Source organism: Burkholderia oklahomensis C6786, from assembly GCF_000959365.1.
Taxonomy (GTDB): domain Bacteria; phylum Pseudomonadota; class Gammaproteobacteria; order Burkholderiales; family Burkholderiaceae; genus Burkholderia; species Burkholderia oklahomensis.
Window position 1 is genome coordinate 2,281,206 of the sequence record NZ_CP009555.1, and the last position, 16,363, is coordinate 2,297,568.

A 16,363-nucleotide genomic window follows, 5' to 3' on the forward strand; every position below is an offset into this window, starting at 1 on the left:
GGAGTTTTGCCCATGCAAACCACCGACAATGCGACGTCCCAATTCGAGAGCGCGGCGAGCCGCCCTCTCGCCGGTGGCGCACAAGGCGCGCCGGCACTTGCGTCGCAGACGACGTACGCCGACTACAAGGTGATCCGCCGCAACGGCAGCGTGGTGTCGTTCGAACCGTCGAAGATCGCGATCGCGGTGACGAAGGCGTTCCTGGCCGTCAACGGCGGCCAGGGCGCCGCGTCGGCACGCGTGCGCGAGCTCGTCGAGCAACTGACGCAGAGCGTCGTGCGCGCGCTGTTGCGCAGCCGCCCGAACGGCGGCACGTTCCATATTGAAGACATTCAGGATCAGGTCGAGCTCGCGCTGATGCGCGGCGGCGAGCACAACGTCGCGCGCGCGTACGTGCTGTACCGCGAGAAGCGTCACCTCGAGCGCGTCCACGCGGGCGAGGCGGCGGACGTCGAGACGTCGGCGGCCGGCGGCATCAACGTGACGGACAACGGCGTCACGCGCCCGCTCGACATGAGCGCGCTGCACGCGCTGATCGTGTCGGCATGCGAAGGGCTCGGCGACGCGGTGAGCCCGGAGCCGATCGTCTCGGAAACGGTGAAGAACCTGTACGACGGCGTGCCGATGACCCAGGTCTACGATTCGGCGATCCTGGCCGCGCGCACGATGATCGAGAAGGACCCGGCGTACAGCCAGGTCACGGCGCGCATCCTGCTGCACACGATCCGCCGCGAGATCCTCGGCGAGGAAGTGACGCAGGCGGAAATGTCGATGCGCTACGCCGAATACTTCCCGCAGTTCCTGAAGCGCGGCGTCGAAGCCGAACTGCTCGACGACAAGCTGCTGCAGTTCGACCTGAAGCGCCTGGGCGATGCGCTCGACGCGAGCCGCGACCTGCAGTTCGGCTACCTCGGCCTGCAGACGCTGTACGACCGCTACTTCCTGCACGTCGACGGCACCCGCATCGAGATGCCGCAGGCGTTCTTCATGCGCGTCGCGATGGGCCTCGCGCTGAACGAGATCGACCGCGAAGCGCGCGCGATCGAGTTTTACAACGTGCTGTCGAGCTTCGACTTCATGAGCTCGACGCCGACGCTCTTCAACTCGGGCACGCGCCGCTCGCAGCTGTCGTCGTGCTACCTGACGACGGTCGCGGACGACCTCGACGGCATCTATGAAGCGCTGAAGGACAACGCGCTGCTGTCGAAATTCGCCGGCGGCCTCGGCAACGACTGGACCCGCGTGCGCGCGCTCGGCTCGCATATCAAGGGTACGAACGGCAAGTCGCAAGGCGTGGTCCCGTTCCTGAAGGTCGTCAACGACACGGCGGTCGCGGTGAACCAGGGCGGCAAGCGCAAGGGCGCGGTGTGCGCGTACCTGGAGTCGTGGCACCTCGACATCGAGGAATTCCTCGAGCTGCGCAAGAACACGGGCGACGACCGTCGCCGCACCCACGACATGAACACGGCGAACTGGATTCCCGACCTGTTCATGAAGCGCGTGATGGAAGGCGCCGACTGGACGCTGTTCTCGCCGTCGACCTGCCCGGACCTGCACGACAAGTTCGGCGCCGAGTTCGAGGCGGCGTACGTCGGCTACGAAGAGAAGGTCGCGCGCGGCGAGATCAAGCTGTTCAAGAAGATTCCGGCGCAGCAGCTCTGGCGCAAGATGCTCGGCATGCTGTTCGAGACCGGCCACCCGTGGATCACGTTCAAGGATCCGTGCAATGTGCGCTCGCCGCAACAGCACGTCGGCGTCGTCCACTCGTCGAACCTGTGCACGGAAATCACGCTGAACACGAGCGATACCGAGATCGCCGTCTGCAACCTGGGCTCGGTGAACCTCGTCGCGCACCTCGCGAAGCAGGCCGACGGCAGCTACGCGCTCGACCAGGAGAAGCTGAAGCGCACGGTCGGCGTCGCGATGCGGATGCTCGACAACGTCATCGACATCAACTACTACGCGGTCGCGAAGGCGCGTAACTCGAACCTGAAGCACCGTCCGGTCGGCCTCGGCATCATGGGTTTCCAGGACTGCCTGCACCTGCTGCGCACGCCGTACGCGTCGGAGGCGGCGGTCGAGTTCGCCGATCGCTCGATGGAGGCGGTCTGCTACTACGCGTACTACGCGTCGACCGAGCTCGCCGAAGAGCGCGGCCGCTATTCGAGCTACCGCGGCTCGCTGTGGGATCGCGGCATCCTCCCGCAGGACACGCTGAAGCTGCTGACGGAAGCCCGCGGCGGCTACGTCGAGGTCGACACGAGCGCGACGCTCGACTGGCCGGTGCTGCGCGCGCGGATCGACTCGTTCGGCATGCGCAACTCGAACTGCGTCGCGATCGCGCCGACGGCGACGATCTCGAACATCATCGGCGTGTCGGCGTGCATCGAGCCGACCTTCCAGAACCTGTACGTGAAGTCGAACCTGTCGGGCGAATTCACGGTCGTCAACGAGTACCTGGTGCGCGACCTGAAGGAGCGCGGCCTGTGGGACGAGGTGATGGTCGCCGACCTGAAGTACTTCGACGGCATGCTCTCGCGCATCGACCGCGTCCCGGCCGACCTGCGCGCGATCTACGCGACCGCGTTCGAAGTCGATCCGAAGTGGCTCGTCGAGGCGGCGTCGCGTCGTCAGAAGTGGATCGACCAGGCGCAGTCGCTGAACATCTACATGGGCGGCGCGTCGGGCAAGAAGCTCGACGAGGTCTACAAGCTCGCGTGGCTGCGCGGCCTGAAGACGACCTACTACCTGCGCACGATGGCGGCGACGCACGTCGAGAAGTCGACGGTCGCGCACGGCGCGCTGAACGCGGTGCCGACGTCCGGCGGCTCGAGCGGCGGTGCGGCGGGCGGCGCGCAGGGCGCGGCAGGCGGCTTCGGCGCGGCGGGCGGCGATGCGCAGTCGGGCGCGCTGAACGCGGCGCCGATCGAGGCGGACGGTCCGGTGTGCACGATGCGTCCGGGCGATCCGGGCTTCGAAGAGTGCGAAGCGTGCCAGTGATGCGGCGCGCGTAGCGCTCGATGAGTGCGAGCGGCGTGCGACGAAGACCGATAAAGGTTGAAGTGCGCGCCGCTCTCTACTAAAAAAATGATAAGGAATCTGTAACGCAGCAAGCGCGTTGCAGGCAGCAGGAAGAGTGATCGAAACATCCCCGACGACGTCGCGTTTCGATCCGCGTTCGATGCGTCGAGCGCACCTCGCGAATCACGCGCGGCACACATCGCGCTCTGCATGAATGACGATGCGTTGCTCAAAGTGTTGTATCGAGGTCGCAACGCGAATCGAAAAAAGGATTTTTCATGAGCGAACCCTTTTATCGCTCAGGAAAAGATGGTACAAACCGATCTAAATTGATGGTGAGAATTTATGCTCAACTGGGATGACGAGAAGACTGCCGCAACTCCCGCGAGCGGTGCGCAGCAAAACGCGATGCGCGACCCCGCAGGAATGGCTGTCGGATTGCAGGCTGCGATGCCTGCCGTTCATCAAGCTTCGTCGGCGCGCGACATCTTCGCAGGCGATTTCGCCGTGGCGCCGCATGCGTCCGCAGCCGTCGCGTCGGAAGCGCGGGTCAACGTCGCCGACAAGCGCATCATCAACGGCCAGACCGACGTCAACCAGCTCGTCCCGTTCAAGTACAAGTGGGCGTGGGAGAAGTACCTGGCCGGTTGCGCGAATCACTGGATGCCGCAGGAAATCAACATGTCCCGCGACATCGCGCTGTGGAAGGACCCGAACGGCCTGACCGAGGACGAGCGCCGGATCGTCAAGCGCAACCTCGGCTTCTTCGTGACCGCCGATTCGCTCGCGGCGAACAACATCGTGCTCGGCACCTACCGCCACATCACGGCGCCGGAGTGCCGGCAGTTCCTGCTGCGCCAGGCGTTCGAAGAGGCGATCCACACGCACGCGTATCAATATATTGTCGAATCGCTCGGCCTGGACGAAGGCGAGATCTTCAACGCGTATCACGAGGTGTCGTCGATCCGCGCGAAGGACGAGTTCCTGATTCCGTTCATCCATACGCTGACCGACCCAGCCTTCAAGACGGGCACGCTGGTGGCCGATCAGAAGCTGCTGAAGTCGCTGATCGTGTTCGCGTGCATCATGGAAGGCCTGTTCTTCTACGTCGGCTTCACGCAGATTCTCGCGCTCGGCCGGCAGAACAAGATGACGGGCGCGGCGGAGCAATACCAGTACATCCTTCGCGACGAGTCGATGCACTGCAACTTCGGGATCGACCTGATCAACCAGATCAAGCTCGAGAACCCGCACCTGTGGACGGCCGAGTTCCGCGCCGAGATCCGCGAGCTGTTCAAGCACGCCGTCGATCTCGAGTACCGCTACGCGGAGGACACGATGCCGCGCGGCGTGCTGGGCCTGAACGCGTCGATGTTCAAGAGCTACCTGCGCTTCATCAGCAATCGCCGCTGCCAGCAGATCGGCCTCGATCCGCTGTTCCCGAACGAGGAAAACCCGTTCCCGTGGATGAGCGAGATGATCGACTTGAAGAAGGAGCGCAACTTCTTCGAGACGCGGGTAATCGAGTATCAGACGGGCGGCGCGCTGTCGTGGGAATGACCCGACGCGCAGTCGACGAGTAACGATGTTCATGCCGGGCACTGCGCCCGGCGCAAGGTTTAGGAGCAAGAACGCCTGATGCAAAGCATGTCCGGTGCCTCAAGGGCCCAAGTACACGACAGGCACTTTGCGAACCCTTCAGTGGGATGGGCAAACTTCCCTCCGGAAAAGGCGGGCGGCCGAACGGCCGCCGGCTCGATCAAGCGATTAGGGGCGGCGGCGCAGGGCGCGCCGGCCGCCGACTTGATTTGGCGCGCGGTGCCAAGGGGCACGGCGCGCCATACCGTATTCATTAGCGTAAGCAAGCGTCATCCGCGTACGCCGATGAATAGCCCGCTTCGCAGCGCACGTCCTGATAAACGTCCGCGGGAAGCGGGTTTTGACGAAGGGTGTAGTTTGAACTGACTCTCATCTGAACCTGAAGGAGAAAATGATGGCACTTGCCAAGAAGAAACCGGCTGCCAAGAAGGTCGCCGCGAAGAAGGTCGCTGCCAAGAAGGCCGCACCGGCGAAGAAGGCAGCGGTGAAGAAGGTTGCTGCGAAGAAGGTCGCCGTGAAGAAGGTCGCTGCCAAGAAGGCGGCGCCGGCGAAGAAGGTCGCAGCGAAGAAGGTTGCCGCCAAGAAGGTCGCGGCGAAGAAGGTCGCGGCAAAGAAGGTTGCTGCGAAGAAAGTCGCCGTGAAGAAGGTTGCGGCGAAGAAGGTTGCCGCGAAGAAGGCGCCGGCGAAGAAGGCCGCTGCGAAGAAAGTCGCCGTGAAGAAGGTTGCGGCGAAGAAGGCCGCTGCGAAGAAGGCGCCGGCGAAGAAGGCTGCCGCGAAGAAGGCCGCACCGGCGAAGAAGGCTGCTGCGAAGAAGGCCGCGCCTGCGAAGAAGGCTGCGCCCGCGAAGAAAGCGGCTGCGCCGAAGAAGGCGGTCGTGAAGAAGGCTGCGCCGGCGACGACGGCGTCGACGGCATCGGTTGCTCCGGCATCGGGCGCGAAGACCGCGCTCAACCCGGCAGCGGCATGGCCGTTCCCGACCGGCAGCCGTCCGTAGAGACTCGCTGCGCCAAGACGGACACATTCGCTGTGTCCTGAATCGAGTAGTTCTACTCGATCGAGATCCCGTCATCGGCTTGCCGGTGGCGGGATTTTTTCATTGCCGGCCGCGGCGTGGGGCTTGCTCTCGGGTGAAGCGCACAAAAAAAACGCATGCGCGAGATGCGCATGCGTTTTCGATCGTGCGGCTCGCGCCGCGTCGTGCCCCAGTGCGCCGGACGTGCTTGCCGGCGCGCCGATGTCGATCAGTGCGTGACGCGGGTCACGCCGCCGCTCGACAGCAGCCGCACGCGCTCGCCCGCGCGGAACACTTCGGGCGTCGCCGCCTGCGTGATCGAGCGCAGGTCGCCGTTGTCGAGGCGCACGGTGATTTCGACGCCGTTCGCCGAACTGAGGCCCTGGCCGACTGCATTGCCGGCGACCGCACCGGCGATGCCGCCCGCGATCGCGGTCAGCACCGAGCCGCGGCCGCCGCCAATCGCACTGCCGGCAACTGCGCCGAGCGCGCCGCCGCCGAGCGTGCCGAGCGCGCCGCCGCCGCCGTCGCCCTGAATCCGCACTGCGCGGACGCTCTCGACCGTGCCCATCCGCACGGTCTGTTCGCGCTGCGCCTGGCCGACGCTATAGACGTCGGCGGAACCCGGCGGCGTGAAGCAGCCGGCGAGCGTCACCGTCGCGGTCAGCATCGCGGCCAGCGTGAGGGTTTTCCTGGTCAACATGTTTCATCTTCTCCAAACAAGATTCACTTCGGACTGTAGCCGAACGCGGTCTCGAAGCGAGCATCGATTTCCGCGCGGGTCGGCGCGTAAGTCTGCGGACCCTGGTGCGCGATCTTCAGCGAACCCATCAGGCTCGCGAGGCGCCCCGTCGTCGCCCAGTCGAAGCCGTGCTCGATCCCGTACAGCAAGCCGCCGCGGAACGCGTCGCCGCAGCCGGTCGGATCGATGATCCGCTCCGCCCGCACGGCCGGAATCTGTTCCTCGCCGTCACGATGGCGGATCGTCGCACCATGCTCGCCGCGCGTGATGATGAGCGCCTGAACCCGGCTGGCGATTTCGTCTTCGGACCAACCCGTCTTGTCGCACACCAGCTTGGCTTCGTAGTCGTTGACAGCAATGTAAGTCGCAAGTTCAATGCTGCGGCGCAAGGTGGCGCCGTCGAAGAGGGGCAAACCCTGGCCCGGATCGAAGATGAACGGCACGCCCGCCTGCGCGAGCTCCTCGGTGTGCTGGACCATCCCCTGGAAGCCGTCCGGCGCGACGATCGCGAGCTTGACGCCCTGCGCTTCGCCCGCGTGGTTCACGTGCGACTGCATCATCGCGCCCGGGTGGAATGCGGCGATCTGGTTGTTGTCCAGATCGGTCGTGATCATCGCCTGCGCCGAGTACGTGTCGGGCAGCACGCGAACGTATTCACGCGAAAGCCCCAGTGCATCGAGGCGGTCGAGGTACGGCTGCGCGTCGATCGCGCCGAGCGTGCCCATCATTCGCGCGTCGCCGCCCAGCAGCTTCAGTGCATACGCGATGTTGCCCGCGCAGCCGCCGAATTCGCGGCGCATCGTCGGCACGAGGAAGCTCAGATTGATGAGGTGCACCTGGTCGGGCAGGATGTGCTCGCGAAAGCGCCCTTCGAAGGTCATGATGTTGTCGTAGGCGATCGAACCGCAAATCAGCGTAGCCAAGGTGTGCGTTCCTGTAGAGAAGTTGAGAGGGCGGCCGCGCCGCGCGTGCGCCCGCCGCGCGGCAGGCAGGCGGCGCGCGGCGCGGCCGTTCGGTGCGGCTTACTTCAGTGCGGCGAGGGCGGCATCGTAGTTCGGCTCGTCCTTGATTTCGCCGACGAGCTCGGTGTGCGTGACCTTGTCGTTCTCGTCGATCACGACGACCGCGCGCGCGGTCAGGCCGTCGAGTGGACCGCTCGTCACGTTCACGCCGTATGCGTCGGCGAACGCGCGGCCGCTGCGGAACGTCGATGCGGTGACGACGTTCGCGAGGCCTTCCGTCGTGCAGAAGCGGGTTGCCGCGAACGGCAGGTCGGCCGACACGACGATGACGACCGTGTTGTCGAGCTTGCTCGCCGCTTCGTTGAACTTACGAGTCGACGTCGCGCAGGTCGGCGTGTCGAGGCTCGGGACGATGTTCAGCACCTTGCGCTTGCCGGCGAAGCTCGCCAGCGAGAGGTCGGCGAGGTCCTTGCCGACCAGCTTGAAGTCGGGAGCTTGCGAGCCGATGATCGGGAACGTGCCGGCGATTTCGATCGGGTTGCCACCCAGCGTGACTTTGCTCATGTTCGTGCTCCAAATGTGTGCGCCTATGCGGCGCACGGGTTGAGGCCACGCGCCGCATCGCGGCGCGTTACGGATAAAAGATCTGGACGCGGAAATTCGACGCGGCGATGCCGTCGGTCTCGATTCTGACGGTCATCGTCTGCGTCGCGCCGGCGGGCATGCCCGCTTCGACGCGCGCGCCGGGGCGCACGTAGTCGCGCGGCGCGAGCACGCGGCGCGCGGTGATGTTGTTGGCTTCGTCGAGCAGCGTGAGCTCGATCGACGGATATGCGAGCGCGACGCGATAGCGGTTCGTGAGCGGCACCTTCAGCTCGAGGAGGCGCGGACCGTCGAGCTGGCGCAGATCCGATGCGTCGAGCCGCAGGCCGTCGATCGCGCGTGGCGGCGTGACCATGCAGCCGAGCTTCGCGCACGCCTGCTTGAAAAGCGGCTCCGTCGACGGCCAGTAGATCGTGATCGTCTCTCGCTGCCACCACGCGAGCTGCGCGGCGAGAAGCGCCGCGAGCGCCAGCGCGACGAGCACGCCGAGCGCACGCGCGAAGCCGCCGCCCGCCGCGCTCGTCCGCGTTTCGCGGGTCATCGCGAAATGTTCGCGATTGTCGGGTTCGGGCGACGTCGCGAACGGCTCGGCGTCGGTTCGGGGCGACGCCGCAGCGCCGAAGCGCGGCTCGTGGTCGTGGGCGGCATCGGCGAGCGCAGCGGTTGCGGCCGCGGGCGACGCGAGCACGGGTTCGGCCGCATCGTGCGTCCGGGAGCCGGGCGCAGGGGGGCGCGCGGCTTCGGGCTCGCGCCTGGCATCCGTGCGAGCGATATCGAGCGTCGGGCTAGGCGGCGGGGGAAAGTGCCGGATGCCGACGGCGGGCATGTCCGCGTCGGACGTTTGGGCGGCATGCGCGGCGGTGTCGGACGCAGGCGGCGTGCGAGCCGCTTGTTCGGCGAGCGCGGGCGTTTCTGCCAGATGCGCTCGGGGCGTTTCGGGGGGGGCGGGCACTTCGTGCGTCGACGCGTCGGATGCAATTTCGCGCGATTCGTCTGCGGGAACGCGTGTCGCGGCCGCGCCGTTCGCCGCGGCGCCGACGCTCGCGCCCGTCATCTGCAGCTTCGGATCGACGGTGCCGTCGAGCCAGGGCGCCCACATGTCCCATGCGCCCGGCGCGAAATCGCGGTGGCCGGCTTCGAGCGGACGAAGATCGGGCGACGTCGCGTCGAACAGACGCTGCGGCGCCGGCTGCTGCTGTGGCGCGTGCGGCGCTGCTTGCGCAGCGGCCGCGTCCGGCTCGGCGGGCACGAGCGTGCGCGCCGCGTCGAACACCAGCTGGCAGTGGCCGCAGCGCACGAGACCGTCGTGCAGCGCGAGCTGTTCCTGTTGCAGTCGGAAGACGGTTTCACAATGAGGGCAGCGCGTCGCAAGGAGCATGGTCAGCCGGGCAGCCAGCGGGGCCTGAGTGAAGGACAGCGCTTATTCTAATGGCTTTCCCGCCGCGTTCCGGCGAGGCATACCCAACCTTCGTGTTCGCGCCAGACGGCGATATCGATATAGCGGGCGTAGACGCTCGCGACTTCGTCCGCCTGCCGCGCGAGCACGCCCGACAGCGCGATGCGCCCGCCCGGCTTCACTTTCGATGCGAGCATCGATGCCATCAGCTTCAGCGGATTCGACAGGATGTTCGCGACGACGATGTCGAATTCGCCGTCGGGGCAGTCGTCGGGCAGGCCGTACGCGACGTCCGCGCGATTGCGCTCGCTGTTCTGGCGCGCCGCTTCGACCGCTTGCGGATCGATGTCGATGCCGGTCACGCTGCCCGCGCCGCACTTCTTCGCGAGGATCGCGAGGATGCCGGAGCCGCAGCCGTAGTCGAGCACCGTCTGGCCGGGCTGCACGGTCTGCTCGAGCCATTCCATGCAAAGGCGCGTCGTCGGGTGGCTGCCCGTGCCGAACGCGAGGCCCGGATCGAGCTCGAGCACGAGCGCGTCGGGCTCCGGCGCGTCGTGCCACGACGGCACGACCCAGATCTTCTCGCCGATGTGGATCGGGTCGAATTGCGATTGCGTGAGCCGCACCCAGTCCTGCTCCTCGACTTCGCGCAGCTCGAAGCGCGGCGTTTCGGCAAGGCCGGCTTCGTTCGCGGCGGCGGCGAGCAGCACCGCGGGATCCTGCGTCGCGTCGACGAGCGCGATCACGCGCGAATGCTGCCACGCGGTGCGCTCGGGCGTCAGACCCGGTTCGCCGAAGAGCGGCTGCTCGTCCGGCGTGTCGGCATCGGCGTCCTCGACGGACACCGACAATGCGCCCAGCTCGACGAGCGCGTCGGACAGTGCCTCCGCGTGCTCGCGCGGCAGTTCGGCGACGAGTTCCCGATAGCTCATGATTACGCTTCTTCCGGCGCGGCCTGCTGTTTCTGCGCGAGCCGGTTTTCGAGGTAGTGGATGCTCGTGCCGCCTTCGACGAACTTCGAATCGAGCATCAGCTCGCGATGCAGCGGAATGTTGGTCAGAATGCCTTCGACCACCATTTCCGACAGCGCGATGCGCATCCGGCTGATCGCCTGCTCGCGCGTCGCGCCGTAGGCGATCAGCTTGCCGATCATCGAATCGTAGTTGGGCGGGACGAAATAACCATTGTACGCGTGCGAATCGACGCGGATGCCCGGGCCGCCCGGCGTGTGCCACGACGTGATCCGGCCCGGCGACGGCGTGAACTTGAACGGATCTTCGGCGTTGATCCGGCATTCGATCGCGTGGCCGCGGAACTGGATGTCGCGCTGGCGGAACGACAGCTTCTCGCCCGCGGCGATCCTGATCTGTTCCTGGACGATGTCGACGCCCGTGATCAGCTCCGTCACCGGATGCTCGACCTGGACGCGCGTGTTCATCTCGATGAAGTAGAACTCGTTGTTCTCGTACAGGAACTCGAACGTGCCCGCGCCGAGGTAGCCCATCTTCTTGCACGCGTCCGCGCAGCGATCGCCGATCCGGTCGATCAGGCGGCGTGCGATGCCGGGCGCGGGCGCTTCCTCGATCACCTTCTGGTGACGGCGCTGCATCGAACAGTCGCGCTCGCCGAGCCAGACCGCGTTCTTGTGCGAGTCGGCAAGCACCTGGATCTCGATGTGGCGCGGATTCTCGAGGAACTTCTCCATGTAGACCTGCGGATTGCCGAACGCGCGGCCCGCTTCCTCGCGTGTCATGTTGACCGCGTTCACGAGCGCCGCCTCGGTATGGACGACGCGCATTCCGCGTCCGCCGCCGCCGCCGGCCGCCTTGATGATCACCGGATAGCCGACCGAGCGCGCAATTTTCACGATCTCCTTCGGATCGTCCGGCAACGCGCCGTCCGAACCCGGCACGCAGGGCACGCCGGTGCGGATCATCGTCTGCTTCGCGGTGACTTTGTCGCCCATCATGCGGATCGTGTCCGGACGCGGGCCGATGAACGTGAAGCCCGATTGCTCGACGCGCTCGGCGAAATCGGCGTTTTCCGACAGGAAGCCGTAGCCCGGGTGGATCGCTTCGGCGTCGGTGACTTCGGCCGCGCTGATGAGGGCCGGCATGTTCAGGTAGCTCAGATTCGACGGAGCCGGGCCGATGCAGACTGCTTCGTCGGCCAACTTCACATACTTGGCTTCCTTGTCGGCCTCGGAATAGACGACCACCGTCTTGACGCCGAGCTCGCGGCACGCGCGCTGAATGCGCAGCGCGATTTCCCCGCGATTGGCAATGAGGATTTTTTCAAACATAGCGAGTATTCGTCTCTTCGATGGGCGCGCGAGCGCGCGCCTTGAGAGGAGCGGCGTCGCTGACGGGCGCGCCGCGCGGCGGGTCTTAGCCGATCACGAAAAGCGGCTGGCCGTATTCGACGGCCTGGCCGTTTTCGGCGAGGATTTCCTTGATGACGCCTGCCTTGTCGGACTCGATTTCGTTCAGGAGCTTCATCGCTTCGATGATGCAAAGCGTCTGGCCTTCCTTCACGGTGTCGCCGACCTGGACGAACGGATCGGCGCCCGGCGACGGCGCGCGGTAGAAGGTGCCCACCATCGGCGACGTCACGACGTGGCCTTGCGGCGCGCTCACGGCGGGCGCGGCGGCGGGTGCCGGGGCGCTCGCGCCTTCGGCCTGCAGCGTCATGGCGGGAGGGGGGGCGCTCACCTGCGGCGCGTAGCCGCCCGGCTGCTGCACATAGACCGGCGGCGCGTTCTTGACGATGCGCACCTTGCCTTCGCCTTCGGTGACTTCCAGCTCGGAGATGCCGGATTCGGAGACGAGGTCGATCAGAGTTTTCAGCTTGCGAAGGTCCATCGGGAGTTCCCCTTTCAATACGTGAAACGCCGGTTCGGGACCGGCGCTGAATCGAGTTCTTGAAAATCAGCCGCGCGACGCGCCTTGCAGTTTGTCGAGCGCGTATTCGAGCGCGTACAGATAAGCTTTCCAGCCGAGGCCGCAGATCACGCCTTCGGCCTGATCGGAGAAATAAGAGTGATGCCTGAACGGCTCGCGGCGGTGCACGTTCGACAGATGAATCTCGACGAACGGAATGCCGACGCCCGCGAGCGCATCCCGGATCGCGACGCTCGTATGCGTATACGCAGCCGGATTGATCAGGATGAACTCGGTGCCGTCGTTTCTCGCAGCCTGGACGCGGTCGACGAGCGCGCCCTCGTGGTTGCTCTGGAACGACTCGAGCTCGACGCCCGCCTCCTGCGCCCGTGCGGCCAGCGCCTGATCGATCTGCGCGAGGGTCACGCGGCCGTACACCTCCGGTTCCCGGGTGCCGAGAAGGTTCAGGTTGGGGCCGTGCAGTACCAGCAATCGTGTCATGGTCGCTTCTTTTTCTGCGGAATTGCGCGAACTTTATCGCCAATTAGAGAAATTTGTCTAGTTTTGCCGAATGGACTATTGCTTCGGCAAGCGCGAATCCGCGCGCCGGCGCAGTCAGAATCGGTCAACTCCGCGTAAGTTGACGCTAATCGATCCCAAATATCGGCAACGCGCCGGTAGCAGGGCGGCTCGGATCAGAGCATGTCGAGCGTGCGTTTCAGCTCGTCCGGATGGATTTGCCCCAATTTTGTTTCGCGAACCTTGCCGGTTTCGTCGATGACGACGGTAAAAGGCAACGCGCCGGCTGTGTTTCCGAAATTCCGGGCTAGATCGGCACCGGCATAGCCGCTGACGACGATCGGATAGTCGACCGGCACTTTCTTCAGGAAATTCTTCACGTTCTGCTCGGAATCGACGCCGATCCCGACGAAACGCACACCTTTCTTCTCATATTCGCGCGACAGCTTCACGAGCGCCGGCATCTCTTCGACGCATGGGCCGCACCAGGACGCCCAGAAATTGACGACCACTTTCTGGCCCTTGAAGGCAGCGAGCCCTTGCGGCTTGCCGTCGACGCCCGGATACGACGCCGCCCACAGCGCGTCGACCGCGTTGCCCGCGGCGGGCGCGCTCGCCGGCGCGCTGCCGCCGGCCGAACTGCCGCCGCGCACCCAGTGGCCGGCGGCGAGCCCGCCGGCGACCGCGACGGCCGCGATCACGATGCCTGCGAAAATACCTTTGCTGTTCATCGGTTCAAGATTCGGTTGGTGAGGAGGGCGGCGCTTCGACGAGCGCGCGCAGCGCTTGCGCGTCGGCTCGCGACAGGCGTCCGCGGGCGTCCGCCTTCACGGCGCCGCGCAGATCGTCGCTCGTATACAGTGCGACGTGGATGCCGACGGGTTCGGCGCCGCGCGCTTCGCGCCACAGGAAGCTGAGCGTCTCGACGTCGCCGCGTCCCGCGAAGTGGCGGGTCTCGGATACGTCGTACTGGATGTTCTGGTTCAACAGATAGATCGCGACGTCCTTCTGGTTGTCGCAGAAGGCTTGCAGGTGGACGTCCGAATGCGCGTTCGCCGTGCCGTTCAGCACCGCGCCCGCGATGTACGGATTGAACGGCGCAAGCCGCTCCATCCACGCGAGCGCGACGAGACGCAGCCGGCGCAGTTCGGCGGGCTGCGTCTCGCCTTGGAACAGCGCGAGGTATTCGTGCAGTTCTTCTTCGATCTGATCGTTATCCGGCAACCATTCGCCGGCAATTCGGCTGTCGCCGAGCACTTGGCGCGCGGCTTTGCGCTTCGCGCCGGCGTAGTCGAGCCCGTCTTCGGCGATCAGGCGTGCCGCGGCGAGCGCGATTTCGTCGCGTACGCGCCGCGGGTCGAGTAGGGTTTTGCGAGACATGATCCGGCAATCATACTAGATCGGTGCCGAGCGGCCCGGCGGTTGCGTCAACCGTCGTTCGCGTCGGGGCCGTCAGTTACAATAGCCCCCTTTGCGCGGCGGCGCGAGCGCCACGTCGCACGTGTTTCCCCGGCAACCGGCGTGAGGCGCGGCCAGCCTCCGATTCGACTACGCCCACGCGGCGCGAAGCTTTATGCATATCCATATTCTCGGCATCTGCGGCACCTTCATGGGCGGTCTCGCCGTGCTCGCCCGCGCGGCGGGCCACACCGTGACCGGCTGCGACGCGGGCGTCTATCCGCCGATGAGCACGCAGCTCGAGGCGCAGGGCATTCAGCTGATCGAAGGCTACGGCGCCGAACAGATCGACCTGAAGCCCGATCTGTTCGTGATCGGCAACGTGGTGTCGCGCGGCAATCCGCTGATGGAGGCGATCCTCGATCGCGGGTTGCCGTACGTGTCCGGTCCGCAGTGGCTCGGCGAGCACGTGCTTGCGGGCAAGTGGGTGCTCGCTGTCGCCGGCACGCACGGCAAGACGACGACGAGCTCGATGCTCGCGTGGATCCTGGAAGACGCGGGCCTGAATCCCGGCTTCCTGATCGGCGGCGTGCCGCTGAACTTCGGCGTGTCCGCGCGCCTCACCGATTCGAGCTTCTTCGTGATCGAAGCGGACGAATACGACACCGCGTTCTTCGACAAGCGCTCGAAATTCGTCCACTACCGGCCGCGCACCGCGATCCTGAACAATCTCGAGTTCGATCATGCCGACATCTTCCCGGATCTCGCCGCGATCGAAACGCAATTCCATCACCTGGTGCGTACGGTGCCGGGCGTCGGCCGGCTCGTGACGAACGGCCGCGAGGACGCGCTCGAACGCGTGCTGTCGCGCGGCTGCTGGAGCGACGTCGAGCGCTTCGGCGTCGATGGCGGCTGGCAGGCGCTGCCCGCCGAGGATGGCGTGCCGGTCGACGAGCGCTTCGCCGTGTATTGGCGCAGCGAGCGCGTCGGCGCCGTCGATTGGCAGGTGCAGGGCGAGCACAACCGGATGAACGCGCTCGCCGCGATCGCGGCCGCGCGCCATGTCGGCGTGCCGCCTGCGCAGGCGGCCGCCGCGCTGGCGGCGTTCCGCAACGTGAAGCGTCGGATGGAAGTGCGCGGCAGCGTCGACGGCGTGACCGTCTACGACGATTTCGCCCATCATCCGACCGCGATCGAAACGACGATCGCCGGTCTTCGTGCCCGCATCGGCGGCGAAAACAGCCGAATTCTCGCGGTGCTGGAGCCGCGTTCGAACACGATGAAGCTCGGTACGATGAAGGCGCAGCTGCCGGCGAGTCTCGCCGACGCCGATCTCGTGTTCGGCTACGGCGCGTCGACGGGCCGCGACGCGCTCGGCTGGAGCCTCCCCGATGCCCTCGCACCGCTCGGCGACAAGGCGCACGCGTTCGACGACCTGCACGCGCTCGTGAAGGCGGTGACGGCGGCGGCGCGACCGGGCGACCACGTGCTCGTGATGAGCAACGGCGGCTTCGGCGGCGTGCATCAGAAGCTGCTCGACGCGCTGTCGGCGCGCGGCGACGCGGCGTCGGCCCGGAGCGGCGCGTGATCCTGTATCTGCACGGCTTCCGCTCGTCGCCGCAGTCGTTCAAGGCGCGCGCGCTTGCCGCCCGGCTCGCCGATCTCGGACGCGCGGACGAGTGGCGCTGCCCGGCGTTGTCGGTGGCGCCGCTCGACGCGATCGCGGCGGCCGAGGCGGAAGTCGCCGGCATGCCTGCGCGCGACGTCACCGTGATCGGCAGCTCGCTCGGCGGCTACTATGCGACCTGGCTCGCGGAAAGGCACGGCTGGCGCGCGGTGCTGCTCAATCCGGCGACGCAGCCGCAGCGCGACCTGCGTCGCTATCTCGGCGAGCAGCCGCTCTGGCACGGCGGCGGCACGATCGTCGTCGAGCCGCATCATCTGGACGAGCTGGACGCGTTGCGCGTCGCGGCGGTCACGCGGCCCGAGCGCTACTATTTGTTCGCGGCGACGGGCGATGAAGTGCTCGACTACCGCGAGATGCTCGCACGCTATCCGGGCGCGCGAACCCGCGTCATCGAAGGCAGCGATCACGGGATCAGCGAGTTTGCCGACTACATCGACGACGTTCTCGCATTTTGTGACGCCGGATAGGTCGGCGCCGGATGCGAGGTCCGGCGCATGGCGCCTTACACACCACACGCGGCGTCGCCTGCTTCCGAAGCGAAGCGC

16 protein-coding genes are annotated in these 16,363 nt (G+C 66.2%); 6 read left to right on the forward strand and 10 right to left on the reverse strand.

All coding sequences use genetic code 11. From position 1 onward, the window contains the following. The first annotated feature begins 12 nt into the window (after nucleotides 1-12). The 4 genes from BG90_RS10310 to BG90_RS10320 all read left to right on the forward strand — a co-directional run bounded on the left by BG90_RS10310 (nucleotide 13) and on the right by BG90_RS10320 (nucleotide 5,614). On the forward strand, nucleotides 13-3,000 hold the full coding sequence (locus BG90_RS10310; protein ID WP_038802763.1) for a ribonucleoside-diphosphate reductase subunit alpha: 2,988 nt from the start codon (nucleotides 13-15) through the stop codon (nucleotides 2,998-3,000). Between the two features lie 366 nt (nucleotides 3,001-3,366). Then, the gene (locus tag BG90_RS10315; protein WP_025990533.1) at nucleotides 3,367-4,581 is read left to right on the forward strand and encodes a ribonucleotide-diphosphate reductase subunit beta; all 1,215 of its coding nucleotides are present in this window, start codon (nucleotides 3,367-3,369) and stop codon (nucleotides 4,579-4,581) included. 78 nt (nucleotides 4,582-4,659) lie between these two features. Beyond that, entirely contained in the window at nucleotides 4,660-4,986 is a 327-nt protein-coding gene (locus BG90_RS32475) for a hypothetical protein (RefSeq protein WP_010106548.1), read from the forward strand. Nucleotides 4,987-5,014: 28 nt separating this feature from the next. Then, nucleotides 5,015-5,614, forward strand: a complete 600-nt coding sequence (locus BG90_RS10320; RefSeq protein WP_010106541.1) for a histone H1-like DNA-binding protein — start codon at nucleotides 5,015-5,017, stop codon at nucleotides 5,612-5,614. A 247-nt stretch (nucleotides 5,615-5,861) separates the two neighbouring features. On the opposite strand, the gene BG90_RS10325 is transcribed toward BG90_RS10320, so the two are convergent. The 10 genes from BG90_RS10325 to BG90_RS10370 form a co-directional block, all read right to left on the reverse strand. Continuing rightward, nucleotides 5,862-6,335 (reverse strand): outer membrane lipoprotein, encoded by a 474-nt coding sequence (locus BG90_RS10325; protein WP_010106539.1) that lies wholly within the window; start codon nucleotides 6,333-6,335, stop codon nucleotides 5,862-5,864. 23 nt (nucleotides 6,336-6,358) lie between these two features. Next, nucleotides 6,359-7,297, reverse strand: a complete 939-nt coding sequence (locus BG90_RS10330) for a carbohydrate kinase family protein (RefSeq protein ID WP_010122212.1) — start codon at nucleotides 7,295-7,297, stop codon at nucleotides 6,359-6,361. Between the two features lie 99 nt (nucleotides 7,298-7,396). Continuing rightward, nucleotides 7,397-7,900, reverse strand: a complete 504-nt coding sequence (gene tpx / locus BG90_RS10335) for a thiol peroxidase (RefSeq protein ID WP_010106535.1) — start codon at nucleotides 7,898-7,900, stop codon at nucleotides 7,397-7,399. A 67-nt stretch (nucleotides 7,901-7,967) separates the two neighbouring features. Continuing rightward, a complete protein-coding gene (locus BG90_RS10340) occupies nucleotides 7,968-9,317 on the reverse strand; it encodes a zinc-ribbon and DUF3426 domain-containing protein (protein ID WP_010122135.1) in 1,350 nt (449 codons plus the stop codon). Between the two features lie 47 nt (nucleotides 9,318-9,364). Then, nucleotides 9,365-10,267, reverse strand: a complete 903-nt coding sequence (prmA, locus tag BG90_RS10345; protein ID WP_010122137.1) for a 50S ribosomal protein L11 methyltransferase — start codon at nucleotides 10,265-10,267, stop codon at nucleotides 9,365-9,367. Nucleotides 10,268-10,269: 2 nt separating this feature from the next. Beyond that, nucleotides 10,270-11,637, reverse strand: coding sequence for an acetyl-CoA carboxylase biotin carboxylase subunit (gene accC / locus BG90_RS10350; RefSeq protein ID WP_010106529.1), 1,368 nt, complete (start codon nucleotides 11,635-11,637; stop codon nucleotides 10,270-10,272). 85 nt (nucleotides 11,638-11,722) lie between these two features. After that, the gene (gene accB / locus BG90_RS10355) at nucleotides 11,723-12,196 is read right to left on the reverse strand and encodes an acetyl-CoA carboxylase biotin carboxyl carrier protein (RefSeq protein WP_010106527.1); all 474 of its coding nucleotides are present in this window, start codon (nucleotides 12,194-12,196) and stop codon (nucleotides 11,723-11,725) included. Between the two features lie 66 nt (nucleotides 12,197-12,262). Continuing rightward, a complete protein-coding gene (gene aroQ / locus BG90_RS10360; protein WP_010106525.1) occupies nucleotides 12,263-12,715 on the reverse strand; it encodes a type II 3-dehydroquinate dehydratase in 453 nt (150 codons plus the stop codon). A 194-nt stretch (nucleotides 12,716-12,909) separates the two neighbouring features. Next, a complete protein-coding gene (locus BG90_RS10365; RefSeq protein ID WP_010122139.1) occupies nucleotides 12,910-13,464 on the reverse strand; it encodes a TlpA family protein disulfide reductase in 555 nt (184 codons plus the stop codon). A gap of 4 nt (nucleotides 13,465-13,468) precedes the next feature. Next, nucleotides 13,469-14,113 carry a hypothetical protein gene (locus BG90_RS10370; RefSeq protein ID WP_010106520.1) on the reverse strand — a complete coding sequence of 215 codons (645 nt, stop codon included), beginning with the start codon at nucleotides 14,111-14,113 and terminating at the stop codon, nucleotides 13,469-13,471. A gap of 193 nt (nucleotides 14,114-14,306) precedes the next feature. On the opposite strand from BG90_RS10370, the gene mpl reads away from it, so the two are divergent. Next, nucleotides 14,307-15,719: a UDP-N-acetylmuramate:L-alanyl-gamma-D-glutamyl-meso-diaminopimelate ligase gene (mpl, locus tag BG90_RS10375; RefSeq protein WP_010122141.1), complete on the forward strand. Its 1,413-nt coding sequence runs from the start codon at nucleotides 14,307-14,309 to the stop codon at nucleotides 15,717-15,719. Continuing rightward, nucleotides 15,716-16,285: a YqiA/YcfP family alpha/beta fold hydrolase gene (locus BG90_RS10380; protein WP_010106514.1), complete on the forward strand. Its 570-nt coding sequence runs from the start codon at nucleotides 15,716-15,718 to the stop codon at nucleotides 16,283-16,285. The genes mpl and BG90_RS10380 overlap by 4 nt, the downstream gene beginning before the upstream one ends. Nucleotides 16,286-16,363: the final 78 nt, after the last annotated feature.

Coding starts and splice junctions, on each gene's coding strand:
- BG90_RS10310 (WP_038802763.1), top strand. CDS start 13: ATGCAAACCACCGACAATGCGACGTCCCAATTCGAGAGCGCGGCGAGC.
- BG90_RS10315 (WP_025990533.1), top strand. CDS start 3,367: ATGCTCAACTGGGATGACGAGAAGACTGCCGCAACTCCCGCGAGCGGT.
- BG90_RS32475 (WP_010106548.1), top strand. CDS start 4,660: ATGCAAAGCATGTCCGGTGCCTCAAGGGCCCAAGTACACGACAGGCAC.
- BG90_RS10320 (WP_010106541.1), top strand. CDS start 5,015: ATGGCACTTGCCAAGAAGAAACCGGCTGCCAAGAAGGTCGCCGCGAAG.
- BG90_RS10325 (WP_010106539.1), bottom strand. CDS start 6,335: ATGTTGACCAGGAAAACCCTCACGCTGGCCGCGATGCTGACCGCGACG.
- tpx (WP_010106535.1), bottom strand. CDS start 7,900: ATGAGCAAAGTCACGCTGGGTGGCAACCCGATCGAAATCGCCGGCACG.
- BG90_RS10340 (WP_010122135.1), bottom strand. CDS start 9,317: ATGCTCCTTGCGACGCGCTGCCCTCATTGTGAAACCGTCTTCCGACTG.
- prmA (WP_010122137.1), bottom strand. CDS start 10,267: ATGAGCTATCGGGAACTCGTCGCCGAACTGCCGCGCGAGCACGCGGAG.
- accC (WP_010106529.1), bottom strand. CDS start 11,637: ATGTTTGAAAAAATCCTCATTGCCAATCGCGGGGAAATCGCGCTGCGC.
- accB (WP_010106527.1), bottom strand. CDS start 12,196: ATGGACCTTCGCAAGCTGAAAACTCTGATCGACCTCGTCTCCGAATCC.
- aroQ (WP_010106525.1), bottom strand. CDS start 12,715: ATGACACGATTGCTGGTACTGCACGGCCCCAACCTGAACCTTCTCGGC.
- BG90_RS10365 (WP_010122139.1), bottom strand. CDS start 13,464: ATGAACAGCAAAGGTATTTTCGCAGGCATCGTGATCGCGGCCGTCGCG.
- BG90_RS10370 (WP_010106520.1), bottom strand. CDS start 14,113: ATGTCTCGCAAAACCCTACTCGACCCGCGGCGCGTACGCGACGAAATC.
- mpl (WP_010122141.1), top strand. CDS start 14,307: ATGCATATCCATATTCTCGGCATCTGCGGCACCTTCATGGGCGGTCTC.